The organism is Stenotrophomonas sp. Pemsol (assembly GCF_003586545.1).
Classification (GTDB): Bacteria; Pseudomonadota; Gammaproteobacteria; order Xanthomonadales; family Xanthomonadaceae; genus Stenotrophomonas; species Stenotrophomonas sepilia.
Genome location: NZ_CP025780.1, coordinates 2,241,162 through 2,263,587, shown reverse-complemented (window position 1 = coordinate 2,263,587; position 22,426 = coordinate 2,241,162). Strand labels below are relative to the sequence as shown.

The 22,426-nt window shown below is 63.4% G+C and carries 23 protein-coding genes and 1 pseudogene; 16 read left to right on the top strand and 8 right to left on the bottom strand.

What is annotated here, in order from left to right:
* Positions 1-68: 68 nt before the first annotated feature.
* Positions 69-713 carry a TetR/AcrR family transcriptional regulator gene (locus PEM_RS10595; RefSeq protein WP_111127300.1) on the bottom strand — a complete coding sequence of 215 codons (645 nt, stop codon included), beginning with the start codon at positions 711-713 and terminating at the stop codon, positions 69-71.
* An 81-nt stretch (positions 714-794) separates the two neighbouring features.
* On the opposite strand from PEM_RS10595, the gene PEM_RS10590 reads away from it, so the two are divergent.
* Positions 795-2,318 (top strand): FAD-dependent monooxygenase, encoded by a 1,524-nt coding sequence (locus PEM_RS10590; RefSeq protein WP_111127298.1) that lies wholly within the window; start codon positions 795-797, stop codon positions 2,316-2,318.
* An 8-nt stretch (positions 2,319-2,326) separates the two neighbouring features.
* On the opposite strand, the gene PEM_RS10585 is transcribed toward PEM_RS10590, so the two are convergent.
* From PEM_RS10585 to PEM_RS10560, 7 genes are all read right to left on the bottom strand, one after another.
* A complete protein-coding gene (locus PEM_RS10585; protein WP_095377220.1) occupies positions 2,327-4,030 on the bottom strand; it encodes a PAS domain-containing sensor histidine kinase in 1,704 nt (567 codons plus the stop codon).
* A gap of 185 nt (positions 4,031-4,215) precedes the next feature.
* Positions 4,216-4,392: a hypothetical protein gene (locus PEM_RS20285; protein WP_005417260.1), complete on the bottom strand. Its 177-nt coding sequence runs from the start codon at positions 4,390-4,392 to the stop codon at positions 4,216-4,218.
* Positions 4,393-4,408: 16 nt separating this feature from the next.
* Positions 4,409-4,657: a hypothetical protein gene (locus tag PEM_RS10580; RefSeq protein ID WP_005417258.1), complete on the bottom strand. Its 249-nt coding sequence runs from the start codon at positions 4,655-4,657 to the stop codon at positions 4,409-4,411.
* A 113-nt stretch (positions 4,658-4,770) separates the two neighbouring features.
* Complete coding sequence (locus tag PEM_RS10575; RefSeq protein ID WP_005417256.1) at positions 4,771-5,016, bottom strand: hypothetical protein; 246 nt, start codon at positions 5,014-5,016, stop codon at positions 4,771-4,773.
* 124 nt (positions 5,017-5,140) lie between these two features.
* A complete protein-coding gene (locus PEM_RS10570; RefSeq protein ID WP_005417254.1) occupies positions 5,141-5,410 on the bottom strand; it encodes a hypothetical protein in 270 nt (89 codons plus the stop codon).
* Positions 5,411-5,553: 143 nt separating this feature from the next.
* Entirely contained in the window at positions 5,554-6,765 is a 1,212-nt protein-coding gene (locus PEM_RS10565; protein WP_005417252.1) for an MFS transporter, read from the bottom strand.
* Positions 6,766-6,892: 127 nt separating this feature from the next.
* On the bottom strand, positions 6,893-7,312 hold the full coding sequence (locus PEM_RS10560; RefSeq protein ID WP_049415052.1) for an HD domain-containing protein: 420 nt from the start codon (positions 7,310-7,312) through the stop codon (positions 6,893-6,895).
* A 130-nt stretch (positions 7,313-7,442) separates the two neighbouring features.
* Between PEM_RS10560 and PEM_RS10555 the strand changes: the two genes are divergently transcribed.
* From PEM_RS10555 to PEM_RS20495, 15 genes and pseudogenes are all read left to right on the top strand, one after another.
* Complete coding sequence (locus PEM_RS10555) at positions 7,443-7,700, top strand: hypothetical protein (protein ID WP_005417248.1); 258 nt, start codon at positions 7,443-7,445, stop codon at positions 7,698-7,700.
* A gap of 35 nt (positions 7,701-7,735) precedes the next feature.
* Positions 7,736-9,415 (top strand): type IV secretory system conjugative DNA transfer family protein, encoded by a 1,680-nt coding sequence (locus PEM_RS10550; RefSeq protein WP_111127296.1) that lies wholly within the window; start codon positions 7,736-7,738, stop codon positions 9,413-9,415.
* A gap of 424 nt (positions 9,416-9,839) precedes the next feature.
* Positions 9,840-10,286, top strand: coding sequence for a hypothetical protein (locus PEM_RS10545; RefSeq protein ID WP_032954281.1), 447 nt, complete (start codon positions 9,840-9,842; stop codon positions 10,284-10,286).
* A gap of 89 nt (positions 10,287-10,375) precedes the next feature.
* Positions 10,376-11,431, top strand: coding sequence for a type IV secretion system protein (locus PEM_RS10540; RefSeq protein ID WP_111127294.1), 1,056 nt, complete (start codon positions 10,376-10,378; stop codon positions 11,429-11,431).
* Positions 11,428-12,207, top strand: coding sequence for a TrbG/VirB9 family P-type conjugative transfer protein (locus PEM_RS10535; protein ID WP_014037652.1), 780 nt, complete (start codon positions 11,428-11,430; stop codon positions 12,205-12,207). Before PEM_RS10540 ends, PEM_RS10535 begins: the two co-directional genes overlap by 4 nt.
* Positions 12,204-13,475 carry a TrbI/VirB10 family protein gene (locus tag PEM_RS10530; protein WP_069139857.1) on the top strand — a complete coding sequence of 424 codons (1,272 nt, stop codon included), beginning with the start codon at positions 12,204-12,206 and terminating at the stop codon, positions 13,473-13,475. The genes PEM_RS10535 and PEM_RS10530 overlap by 4 nt, the downstream gene beginning before the upstream one ends.
* 14 nt (positions 13,476-13,489) lie before the next feature.
* Positions 13,490-14,533 carry a P-type DNA transfer ATPase VirB11 gene (virB11, locus tag PEM_RS10525; protein ID WP_021202793.1) on the top strand — a complete coding sequence of 348 codons (1,044 nt, stop codon included), beginning with the start codon at positions 13,490-13,492 and terminating at the stop codon, positions 14,531-14,533.
* Between the two features lie 15 nt (positions 14,534-14,548).
* Positions 14,549-15,013, top strand: a pseudogene (locus PEM_RS20605) (lytic transglycosylase domain-containing protein); the annotation flags it as partial.
* 580 nt (positions 15,014-15,593) lie between these two features.
* Positions 15,594-16,004 carry a TrbC/VirB2 family protein gene (locus PEM_RS10515; RefSeq protein WP_069139858.1) on the top strand — a complete coding sequence of 137 codons (411 nt, stop codon included), beginning with the start codon at positions 15,594-15,596 and terminating at the stop codon, positions 16,002-16,004.
* On the top strand, positions 15,997-16,305 hold the full coding sequence (locus tag PEM_RS10510) for a VirB3 family type IV secretion system protein (protein ID WP_019660289.1): 309 nt from the start codon (positions 15,997-15,999) through the stop codon (positions 16,303-16,305). The genes PEM_RS10515 and PEM_RS10510 overlap by 8 nt, the downstream gene beginning before the upstream one ends.
* An 81-nt stretch (positions 16,306-16,386) precedes the next feature.
* A complete protein-coding gene (locus tag PEM_RS10505) occupies positions 16,387-18,834 on the top strand; it encodes a VirB4 family type IV secretion/conjugal transfer ATPase (protein WP_111127292.1) in 2,448 nt (815 codons plus the stop codon).
* A gap of 52 nt (positions 18,835-18,886) precedes the next feature.
* Entirely contained in the window at positions 18,887-19,702 is an 816-nt protein-coding gene (locus PEM_RS10500) for a hypothetical protein (protein ID WP_053091844.1), read from the top strand.
* Positions 19,703-19,785: 83 nt separating this feature from the next.
* Complete coding sequence (locus PEM_RS10495; protein ID WP_230548534.1) at positions 19,786-20,937, top strand: type IV secretion system protein; 1,152 nt, start codon at positions 19,786-19,788, stop codon at positions 20,935-20,937.
* A 39-nt stretch (positions 20,938-20,976) separates the two neighbouring features.
* A complete protein-coding gene (locus PEM_RS10490; protein ID WP_080342795.1) occupies positions 20,977-21,501 on the top strand; it encodes a DUF4189 domain-containing protein in 525 nt (174 codons plus the stop codon).
* 172 nt (positions 21,502-21,673) lie between these two features.
* Positions 21,674-22,003, top strand: a complete 330-nt coding sequence (locus PEM_RS20495; RefSeq protein ID WP_240431542.1) for a hypothetical protein — start codon at positions 21,674-21,676, stop codon at positions 22,001-22,003.
* Positions 22,004-22,426: the final 423 nt, after the last annotated feature.

Sequence of the window (22,426 nt, the reverse complement as noted above, 5' to 3'; positions counted from 1 at the left end):
GACGAGGCTGGGCTGCAAATGAGAAAGATTAGCATTTGCAGTGCTTCGAGACCTATCCCCCGAATGCGCTATGGACGCGGGCCCGGGTCGGTATACGGGGTGCCGGCCAGGGCCACCAGCACGCCGGTCCCGCCGCGCACGATCAGCTGCAGCATCGCCTGGCGCGGATCCTCACCCTCCTGCTGGCTGGCCAGGCCTCCCTGATAGGCCGCCACCATCGACGCCAGCAGCATCGCCGCACCCAGGCGTGCCTCGGCATCATCCGCTGGCCGCCCGACCGCGCTTGCCATCAACAGCGTGAGGTCGTCGGCCAGCAGTGCCTGCAGCCGTCGCGCGTGCGCCACCAGCACCGGACTGTCGGCCACGGTGGCCCAGAAGGTCGCTGCACCGGAGTTGATCCGCAACAGGGGATGGCCGCTGTCGAGCAGCTCCCTCACCAGAGACTGGAAGGCGGCCAGCGGCGTCATGCCGCGGCGCGCCGCCATGCCCTCGCGCAGCAACGCCCGCGCCTCCTCGTCGCGGTCGAATACCAGGTCCTCCTTGCTGGCGAAATAGTTGAAGACTGTCTTGCGCGAGACCCCGGCGGCCTTGGCGATCTCGGACATCGACACCGCCTCGAAGCCACGCCGGATGATCAGCGCGGTGGCGACATCGGAAATTGCCTGTCGGGTCTGTGCCTTGCGTTGCTCGCGACGGCCTTGGGGCGGGGTCATGGCGGTTGGCTTGTGTAAACGTACACCGAGTGTAACATTGTGCTCACCAGAGCGCCGGGCCGGCGCAGGCGGGGGAACCTGATGCTGTACGACGTTGTCATTGCCGGGGCCGGCCCGGTCGGCCTGTTCCTGTCCTGCGAGCTGGCCCAGGCCGGCTGTTCGGTCCTGCTGCTGGAGCAGGCTGAGTCGCCCGATTCAGCCCTGAAGCGCCTGCCCTTTGGCCTGCGCGGCTTGAACGCGCCCACGTTGGAAGCGCTGGATCGGCGCGGCCTGCTGGACGCGGTCGCAGCCCGCCAGGTGCTGAAGCCGGACAAGGGCGCACCGCCGCCCGGCACCGCCCATTGGCTGGCGCAACCGCGGCCGCTGGGAGGCCACTTCGCCGGCATTCCGTTCGCGCTGGATGACGTGGACAGCGGGCGCTGGCGTGATCGCCTGCCGACCCCGGTACCCACCCAGATGGCGGTGGAGCTTCAGTCGCTGGAAACGGTGCTGGCCGAGCGCGCAGTGTCGCTGGGTGTGCAGATCGAGCGGGGCTGTTCGGTGCAGGCAGTGCAGGCACACGACGCACAGATGCAGGTGCAGACCGGTCGCGGGCTGATGCGGGGCCGATGGCTGGTCGGTTGCGATGGCGCCCGCAGCACGGTACGCAAGCACTCCGGCTTCGAGTTCGCAGGGACGGCGCCCGAGTTCACCGGGTACACGCTGCAGGTTGAGCTGGCCGATCCGTCGGTGCTCACCCCGGGGCGTCAGTTCACCGAATACGGCATGTGCAATTTCAACCCGCCGGGCGTGCTGGCGCTGGCCGATTTCGACGGTGGCGCAGGCCACCGCGGGCCACTGGACCTGCACGCCGCCCAGGCGTTGCTGCGGCGGGTGTCCGGGCGCCAGGCAACGATCACCGCGTTGCATCTGGCCACCACATGGACCGATGCCGCGCGCCAGGCCACGGCCTATCGCAGCGGCCGCGTGCTGTTGGCTGGTGATGCGGCGCACATGCATTCGCCGCTGGGAGGGCAGGGCCTGAATCTCGGCATCGGCGATGCGATGAACCTGGGGTGGAAGCTGGCCGCCGTGGCGCGAGGCGACGTCGCCGAGACGCTGCTGGACAGCTATCAGGCGGAGCGCCATCCGATCGGCGCGCGGGTGCTCGACTGGTCGCGTGCGCAGGTGGCGTTGATGCGACCAGGCCCAGGGCAGCGCGCGCTGGCGGCGGTCTTCGCCGACCTGGCCGCGACCCGCGACGGTGCCACCTATCTCGCTGAGCGGTTGTGGGGCGTGGCACAACCACCGGTGTTCAACGGCGAGCATCCGTGGGTTGGCCAAAGCGTGCCTGACGTCCAGCTGGCCAATGGCGATCGCATGGGGGAGCTGCTGCGCGCAGGGAAGGGCGTGCTGCTGGGGCTCGATACCGGCGTTTCACTCGGCCCGATCTTTGCGCGCTGGCAACGCTCGGTTCCCTGCGTGATATCCACGGCGCGCGATACGATGGGACTGGGTGCGTTGCTGGTCCGCCCTGACGGTATTGTGGCCTGGGCCTGCGATGCTGGCGGCGACACGTCGGGGCTGGAGTCTTCGCTGGAACGCTGGTTCGGTTTGCCGTGGTGAGCGACCGGCTAGGGCGATGCCATCACAGCCAGCGCGCGGCGCGCGGTCTCGGTCATCACCGAGGCCAGCTGCTTCAATGAGTACGGCTTGCGCAGCAGGGTGAAGCCATGGCCAGGATCCCGCGCCAGCAATTCGCTGTAGCCGCTGGTGAGGATCACCGGAAGCTCCGGGAAGCGGGCGCGGATGGCACGGGCCAGATCCAGGCCGTTCATGCCTGGCATTACCACGTCGCTGAACACCACATGGAAGCGCGCGGCATCCCGTTCCAGCTCGGCCAGGGCCTCGTCCGCATTGCGTGCAAGGACCACGCTGTAGTCGAGTTCGCGCAGGGCGCCCACCGCAAATTCGGCCACGTCGACGTTGTCTTCCACCACCAGCACGCAGACGCCATGCCCATGCTGCAGCCCCGATTGCGCCGCCGGCCGTTCCGCCGTTTCTCCTGCCTGCGCCAGCGGCAGGTACAGCGTAAAGCGGGTACCGGCGCCGGCCTGGCTCTGCACGTCCACCTCACCTTCTGACTGCTTGACGAAGCCGAATACCTGGCTGAGACCGAGCCCGGTCCCAGCGCCCACGCTCTTGGTGGTGAAGAAGGGCTCGAAAATGCGGTCAACCACCGCAGGGTCGATGCCCGCTCCGGTGTCGGTCACACTGATCGCGGCAAAGTCGCCCTTCATCGGCGCGGCGAAGCGCACCGAAGGCACGGCGGTTACCCGTTCCACTTCGATGGTCACCCGGCCGTGTCCCTCGATCGCGTCGCGGGCATTGACCGCGATGTTGATCAATGCGGTGTCCAGCTGGGTCCGGTCCAGCAGTACCGGCATCGGTGTATCGGGCAATGTCAACGACACCTGGATGCGCGCGCCAAGTACCGTGGTGATGATATCCGAGAGCGCGTGCACGCTTTCGCAGAGGTCGAAGACCTCCGGCGACAGGCTCTGGCGACGCGAGAATGCAAGCAGTTGCGCGGTCAGCTTGGTGGCGCGGTCCGACGCTGTTGCAATGGCCTGGATGTAGCGGCGCCGGGTGTCGTCTGCCGGCCACGTGTGCAGGAGCATGTCTACCGAACCGGTGATGACCTGCAGCAGGTTGTTGAAGTCGTGGGCCACCCCGCCGGTGAGCTGGCCGATCGCCTCCAGCTTCTGCGACTGGCGCAGCTGCTCGCGGGCGCGCACCAGTTCCAGATGGGCCTCCCGCGCCTGCTCGGTGATCGCCGCGACCTGGCGGCTGTGCAGGTCGCGCTCGATCACCCGTTCGGTCTGTTCGCTGACCACGCACAGGATGCCGGCCACACTGCCGCAGCCGACGCGCAGCGGCGAATAGGAGAACGTCCAGAATGTTTCACGCAGCGTGCCGTCGCGATCCATCATCAGTGGGAGGTTCTTGAAGCTGCGGCTGGTGCCGGCGAAGGCATCGTTGACGGCCTGCACCACGTTCGGCCATACGTCCGCCCAGACATCCTCCAGGCGATTGCCCATCGCGCCGTGCAGTTTTTCCCCCAGCATGGGCAGGTACGCATCATTGAAGAAGAACGCCTTGTCTTCCTTGCCCCAGGCAAGCCACAGGGGTTCTGGCGAATCCAGGATCATCGCCAGCAACGTGCGAAGTTCGGCGGGTGCGCTTGCGGCAGTGGCCGAGCGGGCCCAGTCACTGTCCTGCAGCAGTCGGTAGGCGAGCTGATCAGGTGCAGAGACTGGCAGGGGAAAAGGATGCATGGCCGCCATTGGCGCAGGAAGGTGGCGCAGCATAGCCGAGCGCATGTCATGACGCTCTGCACACCGCCGACATGAAAGGCCTCGCCACTTCGCCGCCGACGTGGCAGGGATGCACCCTTTGCTCCGCAGGTTGCCGCTATCGCGGCGCAGCGCGAAGGGAGGCGACGCTGGCCTGAGCGGCGGGTCTAGCCCTCACGACCTGCCTGCGCGGTGAGCGCATCCCGGCCAGCCTCGGTGAGGTCGATATCCCCGTCCTCTGCCTGTACCGCCCATCCGGCGGTCACCGCCCACGTTGCGGCATCACCGCGCACCGGTTCTGCAGCGGCGATGGCCTGGAGTATTTTCCGCTGTTCCACAGTCATTACCACGTCGCGGTCCTCAGATACCCAGCAACGACGCCGGTTGCCAGTCCGACAGACGGGCATGGCTGACCGGTTGATGGCAGCCGCACCCGTCGCAGCGGAACAATGCTCCACCTGGCAAGTGCACCAGATTGTCCTCACTGGCCGAACTGGTCGACGTGCAATGCCGGCAGGTGACCGTGAGCGCGGTGATGCGCTGCACGCCCCCTGACAGATCGAACACGGCCTCGAACGCGCGAATGACAGGGTGGGCAGTGTCCGGCATCTGAATCTCGACAGGGTGGGGAGACCTCATCGTCGCGCGCCGGTTGTGATGGGCCAGTCGCCCAGGTGCATGGACATGATCAAGACAGCTGCGGCAACCGGCAGCGCTCCATTTCAGAGATCCTTTTTCTTTCCGCTCAGGTCCAGCGGCTTGTCACTGCCGCCGCGCTCGCTCGACCACACTTCCACACCCTTGTTGCAACGGCTCTCGCGGGCAGCGACCTCGCGTGGCAGATCCTTCAGATGGGGTGACTCTTGGCAGGTCGGATGCATGGCGCTGTCGTCGTAGGTGGCGCAGGCGCTGAGCGACGCCAGAGCGATGGCAGTGAGGGTGGCGCGGAACGAAGGCTGCAGGTTCATGGGGTGGCCTCGGGTAATGCCAGGATGGTCATGGAATTCAAATCCGTGACGCCGGGCATGCACAATCGGACCCATTGCACTTGTTATTCTGTAACAAATGCGCGATAGTCCGGCCCCTGCTGGGTCAGGCGATGCAGATCATCAGCACCATGCACAGCGCCACCATCAGCACGAACACACGACGGCTCAGCGCCAGGCAGGCCAGATAGGCTGCGAGCGCCCAGGCAGCCAGCAGTGCGCAGGCCACCACCCACAGCCCGATCCCCATCATCGAATCGGCTGCCAACGCGGACAAGGCGATGGCCTTGGACAACGCCACCCCCAACACGCTGCCCAGCATGCCGGCCTGCAAGGCGATGGCATCGTGGCGGGCAGGGGCGCGAGGGTGGTGCATTGCGGGTCCGGTGCAGGCCGAGAAAACGGCGTCGGCTGCACTGTGCCCAAATGCACATCCACGAAATGTGTTCATCGCGCGTCAGGAGCGCGACGAAGACCGCGCAGTCGACCGGTCGACCTGTGGATGCGGTCGTCCGTTCTTCAGTGGTTGCCGGCGGCGACGGTCTTGCGCTTCCTGTCCAGCATCACCGCCACGCACCACAGCAGCAGGCCGCCGATCGCGGTGGCTGCACCGACATAGCCGGTACTGGCCGGGCTGAAGCCGGCGCTGATCGCCATGCCGCCCAGCCACGGGCCGAGTGCGTTGGCGGTATTGAAGGCGGCGTGATTGGAGGCCGCCGCCAGCGTCTGCGCTTCGCCGGCCACGTCCATCAGGCGCGTCTGCAGCACCGCCGCCAGCGCACCCATGGTGCCGACCGTGATGATCATCGGGCCGATGGTCCACACCGACTGTGCGGCCAGCGGATACAGCAGCAGCATCACGATCGACCACAGCAGCACCACGGCGGCGGCCTTGAAATGGAACTTGTCCACCAGCCAGCCACCGGCGATGTTGCCGATGATCGCGCCGATGCCGAACACGCCTACTGCCAGCGGCATCCACGATTCGGCCACGCCGGTGACCTGCACGAGGGTGGGTGCGAGGTAGGTGAACACGCAGAACATGCCGGCGAAGCCGACCGCACCGATCGCCAGCGCCAGCCACACCTGGGGAGTGTTGAAGGCGCGCAGTTCGCGCATCGGCGAGGTACGCACTTCGTCCGGGTCCGGCAGCAGGAAGCGCGCGATCATCGCCACCGTGGCAATGGCCAGCACGCTGACCAGGGCAAAGGCGGTGCGCCAGCTCAACTGCTGGCCCAGCCAGGTGGTCAACGGATTGCCGACCAGGATCGCGATCGACAGGCCCAGCAGCACCCGCGACATCGCCTGGCCGCGCTGGCCGGCAGGGCTGATCGCAGCGGCCACCAGCATCGCAACGCCGAAGTAGGCGCCATGCGGCAGGCCGGCGACGAAGCGTGCCACCAGCATCGTGCCGTAATTCGGTGCCAGCGCGCTGGCCAGGTTGCCGATCGCGTAGAAGCCCATCAGCGCCAACAGCAGCTTGCGGCGCGGGAAGCTGGCACCCACGAAGGCGAGGATCGGGGCACCGACCACCACGCCGATGGCGTAGGCGCTGATCAGGTGCCCGACCTGGGTTTCGGAAATCGACAGGCCGCGGCTGATCTCCAGCATCAGCCCCATGCTGGCGAATTCGCTGGTGCCGATGGCAAATCCACCCAGCGACAGGGCGAGGATGATCAGGGTGCGCTGGCGGGGCGTCAGCCGCGCAGCCAGGGAAGAGTTGGGGCTCATGCGGGGGCGCGATGGGGCGGGGGAGCCGTCCATTGTACTGCTGCACTGCAACAGGAGCAGCAGCACTCAGGGTAAATCAGCGTTTGATCGGTGACACGCCGGCCCTCCGCGCCGCCTCGCGGCCGGCTCAGATGCCCAGCGCCGCCCGGGCATGAGCGTATTTGTCGCGAAGGCGCCCTGCCGTGGTCCCGTCCAGCATCGCCAGCCGCTGTGGATCGGCGTTGTCATCCAGATCGGCGCGCTTCACTTTCAATGCAAGCGGGTGGGCGGCAATGCGCGCGTAGTAGCTGTCCGCGTCAGGAGCTGCATCGCGGTTGAGCAGTTGCACCGCTTCGCGCAGCGGCGCAGGGAATACCTCGATCCGCGCGGCAAACGCCGGGCAGTCCTCGGCCACGTCATGCAGCCAGGCCACCACTTCGGCGTCATCGTCGCCGCGCACGGCGGCCGCCACCCGCGCCACATGGCCGATATAAGGCTGGCCGGCCTTGTCGATCTGCCCCGCGTGGGCCTCGGTGGCCAGCGTACGGGCAAGTGCTACCCAGTCCATTGCAGTCTCCTTGGATATCCGCGCACAGTTTCGCGCAAAAGCCGCAGCGGTTGTGGATGCGCCCATGACGCTGCCACGGGCATGATGGCGAGGCAGGGGACGCAGTGTTGCCCCGACAAGGAGGAGTGAGATGCAGGAATTCAGGCATGTGCTGGAAACCCGTGGACGCTATCAGCTGGTAGCGGTGTCCTACGAGCCGGTGTACGCTCCCGGCGATGTGGTCGGCCATGCGGTCGTCGCCGACGATGGGGATCGTTTGACCGACCTGATATCACTGGCCGAAGCGCGCCAACGCTTGCTGCAACTGGTGCGTGAAGAGGGCGAGGAGCCCGGGCTGGAAAACGAGAACCACCTGCGGAAGAAGGCGTCGCGCTGGCGCCACCGCTAGGCCGTCGCGCCGCGTGCGCATCATGGAGGATTCGGGTGTTGCCCAGTAAGAAGTATCTGCTCATCGCCATCATCACGCTGGCGACCCTGCTGCTCGGTTTCGTGTTTTCCGGCTATCTGACCCTGCTGTTCCTGGGGCTGGACACCCAGCTGTTCACCTGGAACACCTACTACCAGTACGTCCACGCCATCGGCCAACCGCAGGTCGCGCCCTTCGTGGGCAAGATCAAATGGGCTGGCTACGTGGGCTTCGGCCTGCCCCTGCTGGTGCTGCTGGTGGCCGGCCTGGTGCTGCTGCTGAAGAAGGACAAGCGCTCGCTGCACGGCGATGCGCGCTTCGCCACCGGCGCTGACCTGGCCAAGCACGGCATGTTCAAGAAGACCGGCCAGAGCATCGTGGTCGGCAGCCATGGCGGCAAGCTGGTGCGCCTGGATGGCCAGCAGTTCGTGATCCTGGCCGCGCCGACCCGCTCGGGCAAGGGCGTGGGCGTGGTCATCCCGAACCTGCTGGAGTACGGCGAATCGCTGGTGGTGCTGGACATCAAGCAGGAGAACTTCGACCTGACCAGTGGCTGGCGCGCCAGCCAGGGCCAGGAAATCTACCTGTTCAATCCCTTCGCCGAGGACCGGCGCACGCACCGCTGGAACCCGCTCAGCTACGTCTCCGACGATCCGGCCTTCCGCGTGTCGGACCTGATGAGCATCGCCGCGATGCTGTATCCGGACGGGGCCGAGGACCAGAAATTCTGGGTCAGCCAGGCGCGCAACGCGTTCATGGCCTTCACCCTGTACCTGTTCGAGAACTGGGACGACGAGCGCAGCAGCGGTTTCCCGGGCGGCGCCGGCACCCCCACGCTCGGTGCGGTGTACCGTCTGTCCTCCGGCGACGGCACCGACCTGAAGAAGTACCTCAAGACCCTGTCGGAGCGGTCGTTCCTCAGCGCCAACGCCCGTTCGGCGTTCGCCAACATGCTGTCGCAGGCCGATGAGACCTTCGCCTCGATCCTGGGCACCTTCAAGGAACCGCTCAATCCCTGGATCAATCCGGTGCTGGACAAGGCCACCAGCTGCAACGACTTCCTGCTGACCGATGTCCGCAAGAAGAAGATGACCATCTATATCGGCATCCAGCCGAACAAGCTGGCCGAGAGCCGGCTGATCATCAACCTGTTCTTCAGCCAGCTGATCAACCTCAACACCAAGGAACTGCCCAAGTCCAACCCGGACCTGAAGTACCAGTGCCTGCTGCTGATGGACGAATTCACCTCGATCGGCAAAGTGGAGATCATCGCCTCGGCGGTGTCCTACATGGCTGGCTACAACATCCGCCTGCTGCCGATCATCCAGAGCATGTCCCAGCTCGACGCCACCTACGGCCGGGAAGTGTCACGCACCATCATCACCAACCATGCCCTGCAGATCCTGTACGCGCCGCGTGAGCAACAGGATGCCAATGACTATTCGGACATGCTGGGCTACACCACGGTGCGCAAGAAGAACGTCACCCATGCCCGCGAGAAGACCCACAACTTCACCGAGGAACGGCGCGCGCTGATGCTGCCGCAGGAGCTGAAGGCGATGGGGCCGGACATGGAGGTGTTCCTGTATGAGGGCATACCGCATCCGGTGAAGTGCGACAAGATCCGCTACTACAAGGACCGCTACTTCACTTCGAGGCTGCTGCCGAAGGTGGACGTTCCGATGCTGAACGTCTAATTCACGACGCTTAATTTGTGAATTTGATTCGAAGTTAAGAATGTGAATTCGTGATTTCGGTCAAGAATTTGGCATTTGTTCATGGATTTTCAGACTTGTCTGACATGGAATTGACGCGTGGTTGTGCGACCCTGTGCATGTCGTCCAGAAGTGTGTGCTGGATGTCGAAGATGTAGCAGCAGGGTGGCCAGGAGTTTGTGCCATGGAAACAAGGATGGTTTCGACGTTGGTGAGGTATGCGGATGTGTTGTCGGCTGCGCCGATGGCCCCGCAACCTGGTTGGCAGCCTTTGGGCTGCAGGGGAGCCGGAGTGGGTGCGCTGCACACAGCGTGTCCCTCCGATTCCGGCGTGCGCGATGCAGCGCCGGACGACCAGGGGACCAATGCTCGGGACTGCTTTTTCGTACGTCAAAGTGAAGCCCGTATGAATCAGGCGTTTATCGCGAAAATGTCCATCGCCGCAGTGGCGGCGCTGATGGTGGCCGGTTGCGCCACCAAGTCCGCTCCGGATTTCGGAGGCCGCTGGAAGCCGGTCAACCGCTTTGCTGCGACGACGACCGAAATTCCGCTGTACTCCAGCTACGTCTACCAGGCCTCGCCGATGGATGGCACGCTCAAAGCCATGCTCGAGCGTTGGGCCAAGGATTCCGGGCGCACGCTGGACTACCGCCTCAGCTCGGATTTCACTCTGTATGGCGCGGTCTCGAACATCGACACCACCAACGCACAGCAGGCCGTGATCGATCTGACCGCAGCCTATGCGGCGCAGGGCATCTCCGTCTCCATTGTTGGCAACCAGATCGTTGTGCAGAGCGCTGGCTCGACGCCGACCGCGTCGGCGCAGGGCGCTGATTCCAACAGCGGCACCTGAGTCCACCTCGAAATCATCGAACGTGCCGCTCCCCGCGCCTGTCGCAGGGGTGCCACGCCCATTGATGTTTCAGCAGTACGGAAGAATCCATGTTCCGCAAGAAGGATCCCGGCAATAGTCCCAAGGTCGAGCAGTCGGTCGCCAAGGCGGTCAGCTACGAGATCACCGTGGCCGACATGGCACGCCGCAGCGAGCGGCGCGCATGGTGGGTCGCCACAGGCTCGTTGCTGATGTCGCTCGCCCTGGCGGGCGGCTACTACTACATGCTGCCGCTGAAGGAGAAGGTGCCGTTCCTGGTGATGGCCGATGCCTACACGGGTACTGCGACCGTCGCGCGCCTGAGTGGCACCTTCCAGGGCGAGACGATCACCACCAACGAAGCGATCAATCGCAGCAACGTCGCCCAGTACGTGCTCGCGCGCGAATCGTATGACTCGGCGGTGATGGGCCTGCGTGACTGGGAACTGGTGTTCGTGATGTCCACCGATCCGGTGGCGCAGTCCATGCGTGTCCGCTATGCCGGCAACAATCCGCAGAACCCGTTCGTGATGTACGGTCGCGAGCGCGCCATCCGGGTCAAGATCCTCAGCATCACGCCACTGGGGGCCGAGCCGAACGGCAGCTTCCGCGGCGCTTCGGTGCGCATCCAGCGCAGCCTGCTGGACAAGCGCACCGGCGTCTCTACCTACCTGGACAACCAGCTGGTGACGATGCGCTTCGAGTACAACCAGAACCTGGCGTTGTCCGAGCAGGATCGCATCCTCAACCCCCTGGCGTTCCAGGTCACCGAGTACCGCGTCGACAACGACTACTCGCGTGGTGTGCCGGTACCGGATGACGGCGCCATGCAGGCGCAGGCGCAGCAGGCCGCTCAGGCGGCGCAGCAGGGGCAGGGCGCCTACGATCCCAACAATCCGGCCGCAGCCACCATGATCGACCCGGCCACCGGCCAGCCGGTCGCGGTGCCAGCCAACGGTCAGGTACCGGGCCAGGCAATGCCGGGACAGCCTGTACAGGGCCAACCGATGCCGGGTCAGCCGGTGCAGGGGCAAGCAATGCCGGGGCAGGCCATGCCCGGACAGCCGGCCATGAGGCCGGCGCAGAACAATTCCACCGGAACTGCTGATGGAGCAAGCAACCGATGAGTAGTCGAAATATCAGGGGAAGCGCGCTGGCGCTGCTGTCGATGTTGTCGTTGCTGTTCTCAGCAGCGGCGATGGCGCAGGCGGTTGACCACTACGAGTACGAGAAGGACCGCATCTATCCGGTTCGAACCGGCCTGGGTCTGACCACCCAGATCGAGTTGAGCCCGAACGAGAAGATCCTCGACTACAGCACCGGCTTCAGCAGCGGCTGGGAACTGACCCGCCGCGAGAACGTGTTCTACCTCAAGCCGAAGAACGTCGACGTCGACACCAACATGATGGTGCGCACCGAGACCCATTCCTACATCTTCGAACTGAAGGTGGTGGCCACCGACTGGCGCCAGCTGGAGCAGGCCCGCCGCGCGGGCGTGCAGTACAAGATCGCCTTCGTCTATCCCAATGACACGGTGTTCGGCGTCGCCCAGGAAGCGGTCGAAGAAGAGGCCAAGCCGTTGTTGAGCTCGGAACTGGCCAAGGACCGGCAGTACAACTTCAACTACTCCTATTCGACCAGCAAGGCGAAGAAGATGGGGTGGCTGATCCCGGTCAACGCCTACGACGATGGTCGTTTCACCTACCTGAAACTGCCGAATTCGCCGGAGTACAAGACCGGCATCTTCCCGGCGGTGTTCGGTCGTGAAACGGAATACGGTGAAGACTTCGTGGTCAACACCACGGTTGAAGGCAATACGCTGATCGTGCACGGGACGCACCCGTACCTGGTCATCCGCCACGGCGACTTCGTCGTCGGCCTGCGAAGGAACGTGAAGAAATGAGCCAGCAGAACACTCCCGGAAACGACCCGAACAACGGACGCGACGAGAGCCAGAGCCCGTACGGCGCACAGGGTGCCGCGGACGCGCCGTCGAATCCCTACTTCGGCACGACCCAGGCCGAGCCTGCGCCGGATCTGGATGCGGCCGCGCCGCAGCTGCGCTCTGCCGAAGAGCAGCGGTTGAACCGCAAGGCGCTGCTGTTCCTGGGCGGCATCGTGGTGCTGCTGGTGGCCATGGGTTTCCTGCTGTTCCGCAAGGGGCAGGATGACAAGAATGCCGTGCAGAAGGTGCCGGACGTTGCGCGCGTGTCTACGCCGACGCTGCCGGACGCCGTGCAGACGAGTCCGGTGCCCTCCCAGGCCATGCAACCGGTTGATCCGATTCCGATGACGCCGCCGCTACCGCCGCCGCCGCTGGATTCCACCCCGCTGTTCGTTCCCCAGTCCGATTCGGCCCGCGAGATGGACCGTGGCCCGACTTTGCTGGACCGCCGCATCGGCTCCGGGAGCGGGGTGGGTGGTGGTGATGGACAGGATGGCAACGGGGGCAATGGCGGCCGCGGCATGGATGAGTACACCCGTACCATGCTGGCCCAGCTGCCCAACAATCAGGCGGCGCCGGCAAAGGTCCGTCGCGGACCGGACGTCGAGGATGTCTCCAGCGCAACCTACATCCAAAGTCCCGATGCACTGCTGGTGCGCGGCACCTACCTGCGTTGCGTGCTGGAAACCCGCATCATCACTGACCTCGCCGGCTATACCTCGTGCCTGCTGACCGAGCCGGTGTACTCGATCAACGGCCGCAACCTGCTGCTGCCGAAGGGCTCCAAGATCTATGGCGCCTACGGCGGCGGTCCGATGGGCAAGCGCGTGGAAGTGATCTGGGATCGCATCACCACCCCCAATGGCATCGACGTTGCGATGTCCAGCCCGGGCGTGGATCAGCTGGGCGGCGCCGGTCATCCGGGCCAGTACAGCGCGCACTGGGGCAGCCGTATCGCCTCGGCGCTGATGATCAGCCTGATTTCCGACGCCTTCAAGTACGCGGCCGCCGAACACGGTCCGGAGACGACCACCATCGCCAACAACGGCATGACGGTGCAGTCGCCCTATGAGAGTGCGACCGCACGCACGATGGAGCGCCTGGCCAATGAGGCTCTCAGCAGCAACCGTCGTCCGCCGACCGTCACCATCAACCAGGGCACGATCGTGAACGTCTACGTTGCAAAGGACGTCGACTTCACCAACGTGCTGCACCCCCGCCGGTAACCCAACGAACGATCATGGACGCCGAAGTGTCACCCCTCGCCCTCGTCTCCAGCGATTTCCTGCGCTATCAGTACGAAGTGCTGGGCATCGCCGAGTACATGACTTCCCCGGAAGTGACGGAAATCTGCATCAACCGTCCCGGTGAGCTGTACCTGGAAACCCGGGCGGGGTGGCAGCGGGTGGACGTGCCGAGCCTGACCTTCGAGCGGGCCCGGCAGTTCTGCACGGCGGTGGTGAACGAGAGCAACACCGGCCAGCGCATCACCGATGCCGATCCGGTCGTGTCGCTCACGTTCCCCACCGGCCAGCGTGCACAGTTCGTCATTCCGCCCGCGTGTGACGCTGGCAAGGTGTCGATCACCATCCGTCTGCCGTCCAAGCACACCAAGTCGCTCACGCAGTATCACGAAGACGGCTTCTTCAATCAGATCCTGGAATCTGATGGCAGCATCAGCGAGCAGGATCGCGAGCTGCTGGAGCTGCGTCATTCGCGAGAGTACGCCGAATTCTTCCGGCGTGCGGTGATGTACCGCAAGAACATCGTGGTATCCGGCGCGACCGGCAGCGGCAAGACCACCTTCATGAAGGCGTTGGTCAACCATATCCCGGACAACGAGCGCCTGGTCACCATCGAGGACGCACGCGAGCTGTTCCTGACCCAGCCCAATGTCGTGCACCTGCTGTATTCCAAGGGCGGGCAGAGCACCAGCAATGTCACGGCCAAGAGCTGCATGGAAGCCTGCCTGCGCATGAAGCCCGAGCGCATCATCCTGGCCGAGCTGCGCGGTGACGAGGCGTTCTACTTCATCCGCAACTGCGCGTCCGGCCACCCGGGCTCGATCACCAGCTGCCATGCCGGCAGCCCGGAGCAGACCTGGGACCAGCTGGCGCTTATGGTGAAGGCTTCAGCCGAAGGTTCGGGCCTGGAGTTCAACGTGATCAAGCGGCTGTTGATGATGACCATCGACATCGTTGTGCATATCAAGGCGCATGCCGGCTCGCGCTACATCACCGGCATCGACTTCAATCCTGGGCGTGCCCAGGGGCAGGAGGGCTGAGGGATGCTGCCAGGACTGGAAATGATGGCGTGCCCGGAGATGGCCGTGTCGATGGATGTGATGCAGCACGTCATCAACGTCGAATCGTCGCGCAATCCCTACGCCATCGGCGTGGTCGGCGGTGCACTGGTGCGCCAGCCCAAGGCGTTGGATGAAGCGCTGGCGACGGTGCGCATGCTGGAAGAGAAGGGCTACAACTTCTCGATCGGGCTGGCCCAGGTCAATCGCTACAACCTGGGCAAATACGGGCTGGATTCCTACGAGAAGGCCTTCCAGCAGTGCCCGAACCTGCAGGCCGGTTCGCGCATCCTTGCTGAATGCTACAAGCGTTCCGGCGGTGACTGGGGCAAGTCGTTCAGCTGTTACTACTCGGGCAACTTCGAGACCGGCTTCCGTCATGGCTACGTGCAGAAGATCTACGACTCGATCCGCCGCGGCCAGCAGGTTGCCAGCAATGGTGTTGCGCCGATCGACGTGGTGAGCCGCGGTGAACGCCGCAGCGTGAAGGTCGAGCATCATCCGCAGCTGGCCTCTCCGGCGCAGGCGCGCATCGTTGCTCAATCCAATGGCCCGGTGTACGTGCCGTCGGAAGATCCGGCACGCGCGTATGTCGTGTACCCCTCCACCGGTGCGATGGCGCGGGGCAGCCTGCTGAACATCGCTGACCAGGCGCTGTCCAAGGTGGTGCTGGGTTCGGTGGATCGGATGATGCAGCCGCAGGCGCAGCCGGCCCAGGCGGGCGCCTATCCGCAGCAGCAGGCCGGCGGCATGCCGCAGCAGCTGCCACAGCAAGGCCCCGCACAGGCGATGGCCATGCCGCAGCAATTGCCGGGCGCGGCTGGCGCCGGCAACGAAGGGCCGGTGATGTTGCGCCCCTGGAGCGAGCGTAACCAGCCTGTGGCCGGTACCGACAATTCGTACAACGCGCCGGTGCAGGCCGCACCGGTGCAACAGATTCCCGCAGGGGATGCGGCCTTCGTGTTCTGACGAAGTCGTGGTGCGGCCAGTCCCCCGGCTGGCCGATTCAGTTGTGTTAGTCCATCAACAAGGAAATCAATCCATGAAGCGATCCAATCTCGACCTCGTCCAGGCCCAGCGCACGCTGAAGACCCTGCTGATGGCCACGATCTTCGTTGGCGCACTGTTCGCCCCGCAGGTGTTCGCCACCAGTCCCGACTTCGGCGGTACCGACAAGAAGGTCTGCGGCTTCTTCTCCAACATCAACGGCCTGCTGAACATGGCTTCGATCGCCGTGGTGACCATCGCGGTGATCTTCGCCGGCTACCAGATCGCCTTCGCACACAAGCGCATCGCTGACGTCGCGCCGATCCTGATCGGTGGCGTGCTGATCGGTGCCGCCGGCCAGATCGCGCGCATGCTGCTGGGCGAAGGCAGTGATGGCAAGTGCGGCGGCGGCACCGGCACCACCTACTACCTGATCAACAACGCGATCCAGTACTACAGTGCATAAGAACGTCGTGTTCCGCGGCTGCACGCGCCCGGCCATGTTCCTGGGCGTGCCCTACCTGCCATTCTTCATGGTGGCAGGTGGGTTGCTGCTGCTCAGCATGTACACGAACTTCTGGTTCCTGCTCACCATCCCGGTGGCGGTCTTCATCATGCGGCAGATGGCCAAGCGTGACGAAATGATCTTCCGCCTGTTGGGCCTGCGCCTGATGTTCAAGCTGAAAGTCCGCAACGTGCAGGAACACGATGGCATGTGGGTGTTCAACCCCAACCATTACCGCGACAAGCCGGCCCGAATGGATTGAGGTCCGGATCCGGCCCGGCGGGCGCAAGCGCCCGTCGGGTCTGTTGAAACTTCTTGGCAGTACCTCTTTGGAAGCAGTCGTATGTTCAGCCCAGACACCTCCATCAGCGAGTTCATTCCATTGTCGTCGCACGTCGCCCCGAACGTGGTCAAGACCACGGGCGGCGACTACCTGCTGACCTGGCATCTGGAAGGGCTGCCGTTCGTCGGCCGTGAGGAGTGGGAGCTGGAGCATCGCCACAACACGTTCAACCGCCTGCTGCAGACGCTGCGTGCTCCCGACTTCGTGAACGTGGCGTTCTGGGTGCATGACATCCGTCGTCGCCGCACGCTGAAGGGCAAGAGCAACTACAAGCAGCGCTTCAACCAGGACGTGTCCGACCAGTACATGGGCATGCTGTCCTCGCAGCGCATCATGCAGAACGAACTGTACCTGACCATGATCTATCGCCCCGTGGTGGCGGGTAAGCGCTTCGTCGAGAAGTCGGCGAACGTGGACAAGCTGCGCGCGGAGCAGGAGCAGGCAGTCGAAAAGCTGATGGAACTGGCCGGCAACGTCGAGGCCGTGATCCGCGACTACGCGCCGTATCGCCTGGGCATGTATGAGGCCAAGAATGGCGTGGTGTTCTCGGAAACGCTGGAGCTGTTCGGCTACCTGATCAATCGCATTGACGAGCCGGTCCCGGTGCTGTCGGCACCAATCAAGGACTACCTGCCGGTCAGCCGGCACATGTTCTCGTCCAAGACCGGTGACTTCGTCATCAATACCCCCAATGGTGCCAACCACTTCGGCGCCATCCTGAACATCAAGGAGTATGCCGAGGGAACTTACCCGGGCATCCTCAACGGCCTGAAGTACCTGGACTACGAGTACGTCATCACCCATTCGTTCAGCCCGATGGGGCGTCAGGACGCGCTCAAGGTGCTCGACCGCACCAAGGGCATGATGATCTCCTCCGGCGACAAGGCAGTCAGCCAGATCGTCGAGCTGGACCAGGCGATGGATCAGCTCTCGTCGGGTAATTTCGTGCTCGGCGAGTATCACTTCATCATGGCAGTCTACGGCGACAGCCAGGCCAAGCTGTCGCAGAACGTGGCCACGACGCGCGCCGAGCTGTCCAATGCCGGTTTTGTGTCGACCAAGGAAGATCTGGCCGTCACCTCGTCTTTCTACTCGCAGCTGCCGGCCAACTGGCGCTACCGCACCCGCCTGGCCAATGTCAGCTCGCTGAACTTCCTGGGCCTGTCGCCGCTGCATAACTTCGCGACCGGCAAGCAGCACAACAACCCGTGGGGCGATTGCGTCACCACGCTGCAGACCACCAACGGCCAGCCGTACTACTTCAATTTCCACGCGACCCATCCGTCAGAGAACTCGCTGGGCGAGAAGGCGATCGCCAATACCATGGTGATTGGTAAGTCCGGTACCGGTAAGACCGCGCTGATCAACTTCCTGCTCAGCCAGGTTCAGAAGTACGAGCCGTCACCGACCATCTTCTTCTTCGACAAGGACCGTGGTGCGGAGATCTTCGTCCGTGCCTGCGGTGGCAACTATCTGGCCCTGGAGAACGGTGCGCCGACCGGCTTCAACCCGTTCCAGTGCGAGAACAATGAAGCCAACGTGCAGTTCCTGGCCGACCTGATCAAGGTCCTGGCCGGCAAGCGTGAGTACAGCGCCCGCGAGGAAGAGGATATCTATCGCGCTGTAGAGAGCATGCTCGATACACCGATGCACCTGCGCAGCATGACCAACTTCCAGAAGAGCCTGCCCAACATGGGTGACGATGGCCTCTACGCGCGCATGCGCCGCTGGACCTCGGGCAATTCGCTGGGCTGGGTGTTCGACAATCCGGTGGATACCGTCGACCTGAGCAAGGCCAATATCATCGGCTTCGACTACACCGACATCATCGACAATCCCGAAGTGCGCGTGCCGGTCATCAATTACCTGCTGCACCGCCTGGAGTCGCTGATCGATGGTCGTCCGCTGATCTACGTGATGGACGAATTCTGGAAGATCCTGGACGGCGAGGGTGGCCTGAAGGAATTCGCGAAGAACAAGCAGAAGACCATCCGTAAGCAGAACGGTCTGGGCATCTTCGCGACGCAGAGCCCGGAGGACGCGCTGAAGAGCGATATCTCCGCCGCGCTGATCGAACAGACCGCCACGCTGATCCTGCTGCCGAACCCGAATGCCAGCAAGAGCGATTACATGGACGGCCTGAAGCTGACCGAGGCCGAGTTCAGGGTGGTTACCGCCCTGGACGAGCGCTCGCGCTGCTTCCTGGTCAAGCAGGGTCACGCGTCCAGCGTGTGCCAGCTCAACCTGCGCGGCATGGATGACATTCTGTCGGTGATCTCGGCGTCCACTGACAACATCGACATCATGCATCGGGTATTGCAGACAGCTGCGGTACGCGCACGGGTGACGGTGGATGAGCTGACGCCGGAACAGTGGCTTGAAGATTTCTACAAGAATCGAAAGGGCTCGGGCAAGGCGGCTGTCGCAGCGCGCGACACTGTTACCTGATCCGCGAGACGGCCTGCCCGAAGACTACGAGTTCCGATCAATGGAGACTGATATGAACAATACCAAGCAAGCTTCCTCGCCCCGCCGCCGCGCGCCCCGTCTTGCAGCGATGACCGTGGCAGCCATGATGGCGCTCGGCACCGGCAATGTCAGCGCCTGGATTCCCGTGCAGGAGACCGGTACCAGCCTCATCCAGCACCTGCTCAATCAGATCAACACCTACAAGACCGAGGCGACCGTCTACGCGGCCAAAGCGCAGGACGCGGCCGAGTACGTCGAGCAGAACACCCGCTGGATCCGCACGCTGGAGCAGTATCGCCAGGCGCTGATCCAGGTGCAGGCGGCGGTGAACAGCTTCGGCATGCCCGACAGCGCGCCGCTGGTGCCGGTGGCACCGAACTATCTGGTTGCCGAAACCTGCGGCAAGGCGCTGGACTTCAGCCTGGAGTCCGCCTTCAAAGTGTTCGTGTTCAATCCGCAGGCGGATGTGAAGGAGCAGCAGATGCAGATCTGCGTCAACATCCGGATGATGCAGAACCGCAAGTACAACGACGCGATCGATTTCCTGACCCAGACCGTTCCGCGCATCAACAACTCCTTGACCCGCATCCTCAAGATCCGCTTGACCAACAACGATCAGGGCACCGTGCAGGGTGCCGACAGCGAATCGCTCCGCACCGCCAATGACATTGCCGCACTTGCCCAGAGCTGGGAAGCACGGATGAAATCCTATGATGCCTATATCGAGGTCATGGAGGCCAACCAGAAGGTGGTGGCGCAGGCCGCATTGAAGGGGGACCCGACCAAGCAGCTGATCAGCGACATGGTCAAGACCACCGCACTGAAGGCCGCGCTCAGCGTCAAGTGATTGCAGGCCGCTAATACGTAGACATGCGCTGCAAAGCAATGCGGCATTTCATGCAGTAACGGAATTACCAAGGGATTGTGGAAATGACGATCAGGTGGCTGGCCAACTTTGATTTCTCAGGCGGATTGCAGGATCTGCTGGGCTACGCTGTGCGTGTCCAGTCGATCGGCGATTTCGTCTTCTTCAAGCTGATCATGGATTACCTGCGCGACAGGATCAGTGACTACGGCATCGACCTGATGGGGCGCATGATGTCCTGGGTCGGTGGCATTGCCCTGGTGCTGATGACGCTGTGGGTACTGATCCAGGGCTTCCGGATCGTCACCGGCCGCAGCCGCGACTCCATGATGGTGCTGGTGACCAATATGGCGCGCGCGGCGTTGATTGTGAGCGTTGCCACCAGCATGGCGATGTTCGGCAGCAACCTGCAGAAATTCCTCAACGAGGACGTCAAAGGCCTGATCACCCACGTGGTGACCGGCAAGGACCAGCAGCCGGAAGACCAGATCGACAAGAGCCTGGCGTGGATGCAGGTGGCGCTGTCGAGCATTGATGGCATCAAGATCCTGAATGATCCAGGGTTGCAGGCGGACAAGACCCGGGCGCTGTGGTTCATCGGCCTGGGCACGGGCGGCCCGGCGGTCACCGCTGGTGCGATGTTGCTGCTCTACGAGGTCGCGCTGGCGCTGTTCATCGGCCTGGGTCCCTTGTTCATTCTGTGTCTGCTGTTCGACCAGACCAAGCAGCTGTTCCAGCGATGGCTGTTCTATGGCATCGGCACGATGTTCTCGATGGCGGTACTGGCAGCGATGGTATCGATCGCGCTGGACATGGTTATCCGTGTCTCGACCGCGTTCTGGTCCACCGCCTTGGTCAACAAGTTCCTGCTCGAAGGCGCCTCCAGCGACGGCATGACCAGCCAGGCGATGCAGCAGGGCGGCATGGGCCTGATCCTCACGACCCTGATTCTGACTGCGCCCCCAATGGCGGCCATGTTCTTCCAGGGGACCTTGGGTGGTTTCGCGCCATACTCCCAGATCGGTGGATCGGCAGCGGGCCAGCCGGGTCCACAGGGCCAGCCGCCGGGTTCGTATACGCCGGCAGCGCCTGCCAAGACTGAGGCTCAGAGCAGTACCGTTGAAACGAATCAGATGGTAAGGAGTTCGTCGTCGCAAGGCTCATCTCCTAATCCAGGGCTCGCGCCGGATCACCTTGGTGCGGCGAGGAATAAGTGATTTTTAGTATTAGTTTTAGTCTCAAATTAAGAGGTGCTGATGCCTATTTCATACAAAATTTCACTGATGGTGCCTGTCTTGGTCTGTGTAGCCTTTGCACTCTCAGGAGAAGTGAGCGCGGAGGGCAGATGTCCGCCTGGCCAGTATCCAATAGGGGACAGCCGCGCTCCAGGCTGCGCTCCAATCCCTGCTGGTGGCGGCGGAGCTGCGGAAGGACCGCGTGCCACCGGCCGTTGGATAAAGACATGGGGAGCGATTGCAACTTCTTCTACCGGCGCCTCGGGAACAGTCACTGGTGAGGTTAAGAAATCAGACGCCGCGAAGAATGCAGTTTCTGAATGTGCTAGCTCAGGGGCGCGTGATTGCCGAGTTTCGTTTACCTACAAGAATCAGTGCGCTGCGGCGGCTGTTCCTAGCTCTGGAACCCCTGGGACTAGCTTTGGCAGTGCAGCTACGGAAGAGCTTGCCAAAGGCGTAGCTACTAAATTGTGCGATTCCCGCGGCGGACGTGGCTGTGATGTTGTTTACTCAGCCTGCACAGAGCCAAAATTCGAAGCGTTTTGACGCATCGATAGTTGACATCCCGATGGTGGCGCTGGCTGCAGCGCCCATAATGGCGATCTTCTTCCTGACTGGCATCGATGATCTCAATCGCGCTGTACATGGTGTCTCGGCAGCGCTCTGATCGACTGCGTCGGTCAACAAGTTCCTACTCGAAGGCGCCTCCAGCGACGGCATGACCAGCCAGGCGATGCAGCAGGGCGGCATGGGTCTGATTCTGACGACGTTGATTCTTACGTCGCCGCCGATGGCCGCAATGTTCTTCCAGGGCACGCTGGGTAGCTTCATGGCCTATTCGCAGATTGGCGGCTCGCCCGCTGCACAGCCGGGCCCTCAAGGGCAGCCGCCCGGCTCTACTGGCGGCTCCTCGTATAAGCCCAATGCTCCCAGCAACAACCAGGCGTTCGAGGCGCCAGCTCAGAGCTCGATGCCAAGATTTAGCGGTGCAACGGATGCACCCGCGCAGGCCGGGCAGCGTGGCAATGCTCCCGCAGTAAATGTCTGAATCAGTTTGTGGGGTATTCCAATGCGATTAAATCGTGGCTTTCTGGCTTTCGCTCTGACATTCCTTGTTCCATTCTCAGCCTACTCTGAAGGAGGGAGTTGTCCTTCAGGGTTTTATCCTATCGGAGGACAGGGTGTGCAAGGGTGTGCGCCAATACCTGGCGCGTCTTCCGGTGCCGCTTCGGGGGCTGTGGACTCCCCGCCGGTTCCGATCGGGGAGTGGCTCACAACTTGGGGGGCCGTCGCGGAATCTCCGACTTCGAATTTGGTTGGAACCTCGGCAAACAAGAGGAGTAAGGACGCCGCTGAATCCGACGCAATTAGAAAATGCGCGGCGGAAGGGGCGAGGGACTGCAGGACTACTGTGAGCTATTACAACCAATGTGTCGCATATTCCGCTCCATCGACAGGCAAAGGTCGGGGC

What these genes read in the sequence shown, in the direction of transcription:
- PEM_RS10495 (WP_230548534.1), top strand. Translation starts at nt 19,786, where the DNA reads ATGACGATCAGGTGGCTGGCCAACTTTGATTTCTCAGGCGGATTGCAG.
- PEM_RS10530 (WP_069139857.1), top strand. Translation starts at nt 12,204, where the DNA reads ATGAGCCAGCAGAACACTCCCGGAAACGACCCGAACAACGGACGCGAC.
- PEM_RS10490 (WP_080342795.1), top strand. Translation starts at nt 20,977, where the DNA reads ATGCCTATTTCATACAAAATTTCACTGATGGTGCCTGTCTTGGTCTGT.
- PEM_RS10555 (WP_005417248.1), top strand. Translation starts at nt 7,443, where the DNA reads ATGCAGGAATTCAGGCATGTGCTGGAAACCCGTGGACGCTATCAGCTG.
- PEM_RS10580 (WP_005417258.1), bottom strand. Translation starts at nt 4,657, where the DNA reads ATGCCGGACACTGCCCACCCTGTCATTCGCGCGTTCGAGGCCGTGTTC.
- virB11 (WP_021202793.1), top strand. Translation starts at nt 13,490, where the DNA reads ATGGACGCCGAAGTGTCACCCCTCGCCCTCGTCTCCAGCGATTTCCTG.
- PEM_RS10535 (WP_014037652.1), top strand. Translation starts at nt 11,428, where the DNA reads ATGAGTAGTCGAAATATCAGGGGAAGCGCGCTGGCGCTGCTGTCGATG.
- PEM_RS20495 (WP_240431542.1), top strand. Translation starts at nt 21,674, where the DNA reads ATGACCAGCCAGGCGATGCAGCAGGGCGGCATGGGTCTGATTCTGACG.
- PEM_RS10565 (WP_005417252.1), bottom strand. Translation starts at nt 6,765, where the DNA reads ATGAGCCCCAACTCTTCCCTGGCTGCGCGGCTGACGCCCCGCCAGCGC.
- PEM_RS10590 (WP_111127298.1), top strand. Translation starts at nt 795, where the DNA reads ATGCTGTACGACGTTGTCATTGCCGGGGCCGGCCCGGTCGGCCTGTTC.
- PEM_RS20285 (WP_005417260.1), bottom strand. Translation starts at nt 4,392, where the DNA reads ATGACTGTGGAACAGCGGAAAATACTCCAGGCCATCGCCGCTGCAGAA.
- PEM_RS10585 (WP_095377220.1), bottom strand. Translation starts at nt 4,030, where the DNA reads ATGCATCCTTTTCCCCTGCCAGTCTCTGCACCTGATCAGCTCGCCTAC.
- PEM_RS10575 (WP_005417256.1), bottom strand. Translation starts at nt 5,016, where the DNA reads ATGAACCTGCAGCCTTCGTTCCGCGCCACCCTCACTGCCATCGCTCTG.
- PEM_RS10515 (WP_069139858.1), top strand. Translation starts at nt 15,594, where the DNA reads ATGAAGCGATCCAATCTCGACCTCGTCCAGGCCCAGCGCACGCTGAAG.
- PEM_RS10540 (WP_111127294.1), top strand. Translation starts at nt 10,376, where the DNA reads ATGTTCCGCAAGAAGGATCCCGGCAATAGTCCCAAGGTCGAGCAGTCG.
- PEM_RS10560 (WP_049415052.1), bottom strand. Translation starts at nt 7,312, where the DNA reads ATGGACTGGGTAGCACTTGCCCGTACGCTGGCCACCGAGGCCCACGCG.
- PEM_RS10500 (WP_053091844.1), top strand. Translation starts at nt 18,887, where the DNA reads ATGAACAATACCAAGCAAGCTTCCTCGCCCCGCCGCCGCGCGCCCCGT.
- PEM_RS10570 (WP_005417254.1), bottom strand. Translation starts at nt 5,410, where the DNA reads ATGCACCACCCTCGCGCCCCTGCCCGCCACGATGCCATCGCCTTGCAG.
- PEM_RS10595 (WP_111127300.1), bottom strand. Translation starts at nt 713, where the DNA reads ATGACCCCGCCCCAAGGCCGTCGCGAGCAACGCAAGGCACAGACCCGA.
- PEM_RS10505 (WP_111127292.1), top strand. Translation starts at nt 16,387, where the DNA reads ATGTTCAGCCCAGACACCTCCATCAGCGAGTTCATTCCATTGTCGTCG.
- PEM_RS10545 (WP_032954281.1), top strand. Translation starts at nt 9,840, where the DNA reads ATGAATCAGGCGTTTATCGCGAAAATGTCCATCGCCGCAGTGGCGGCG.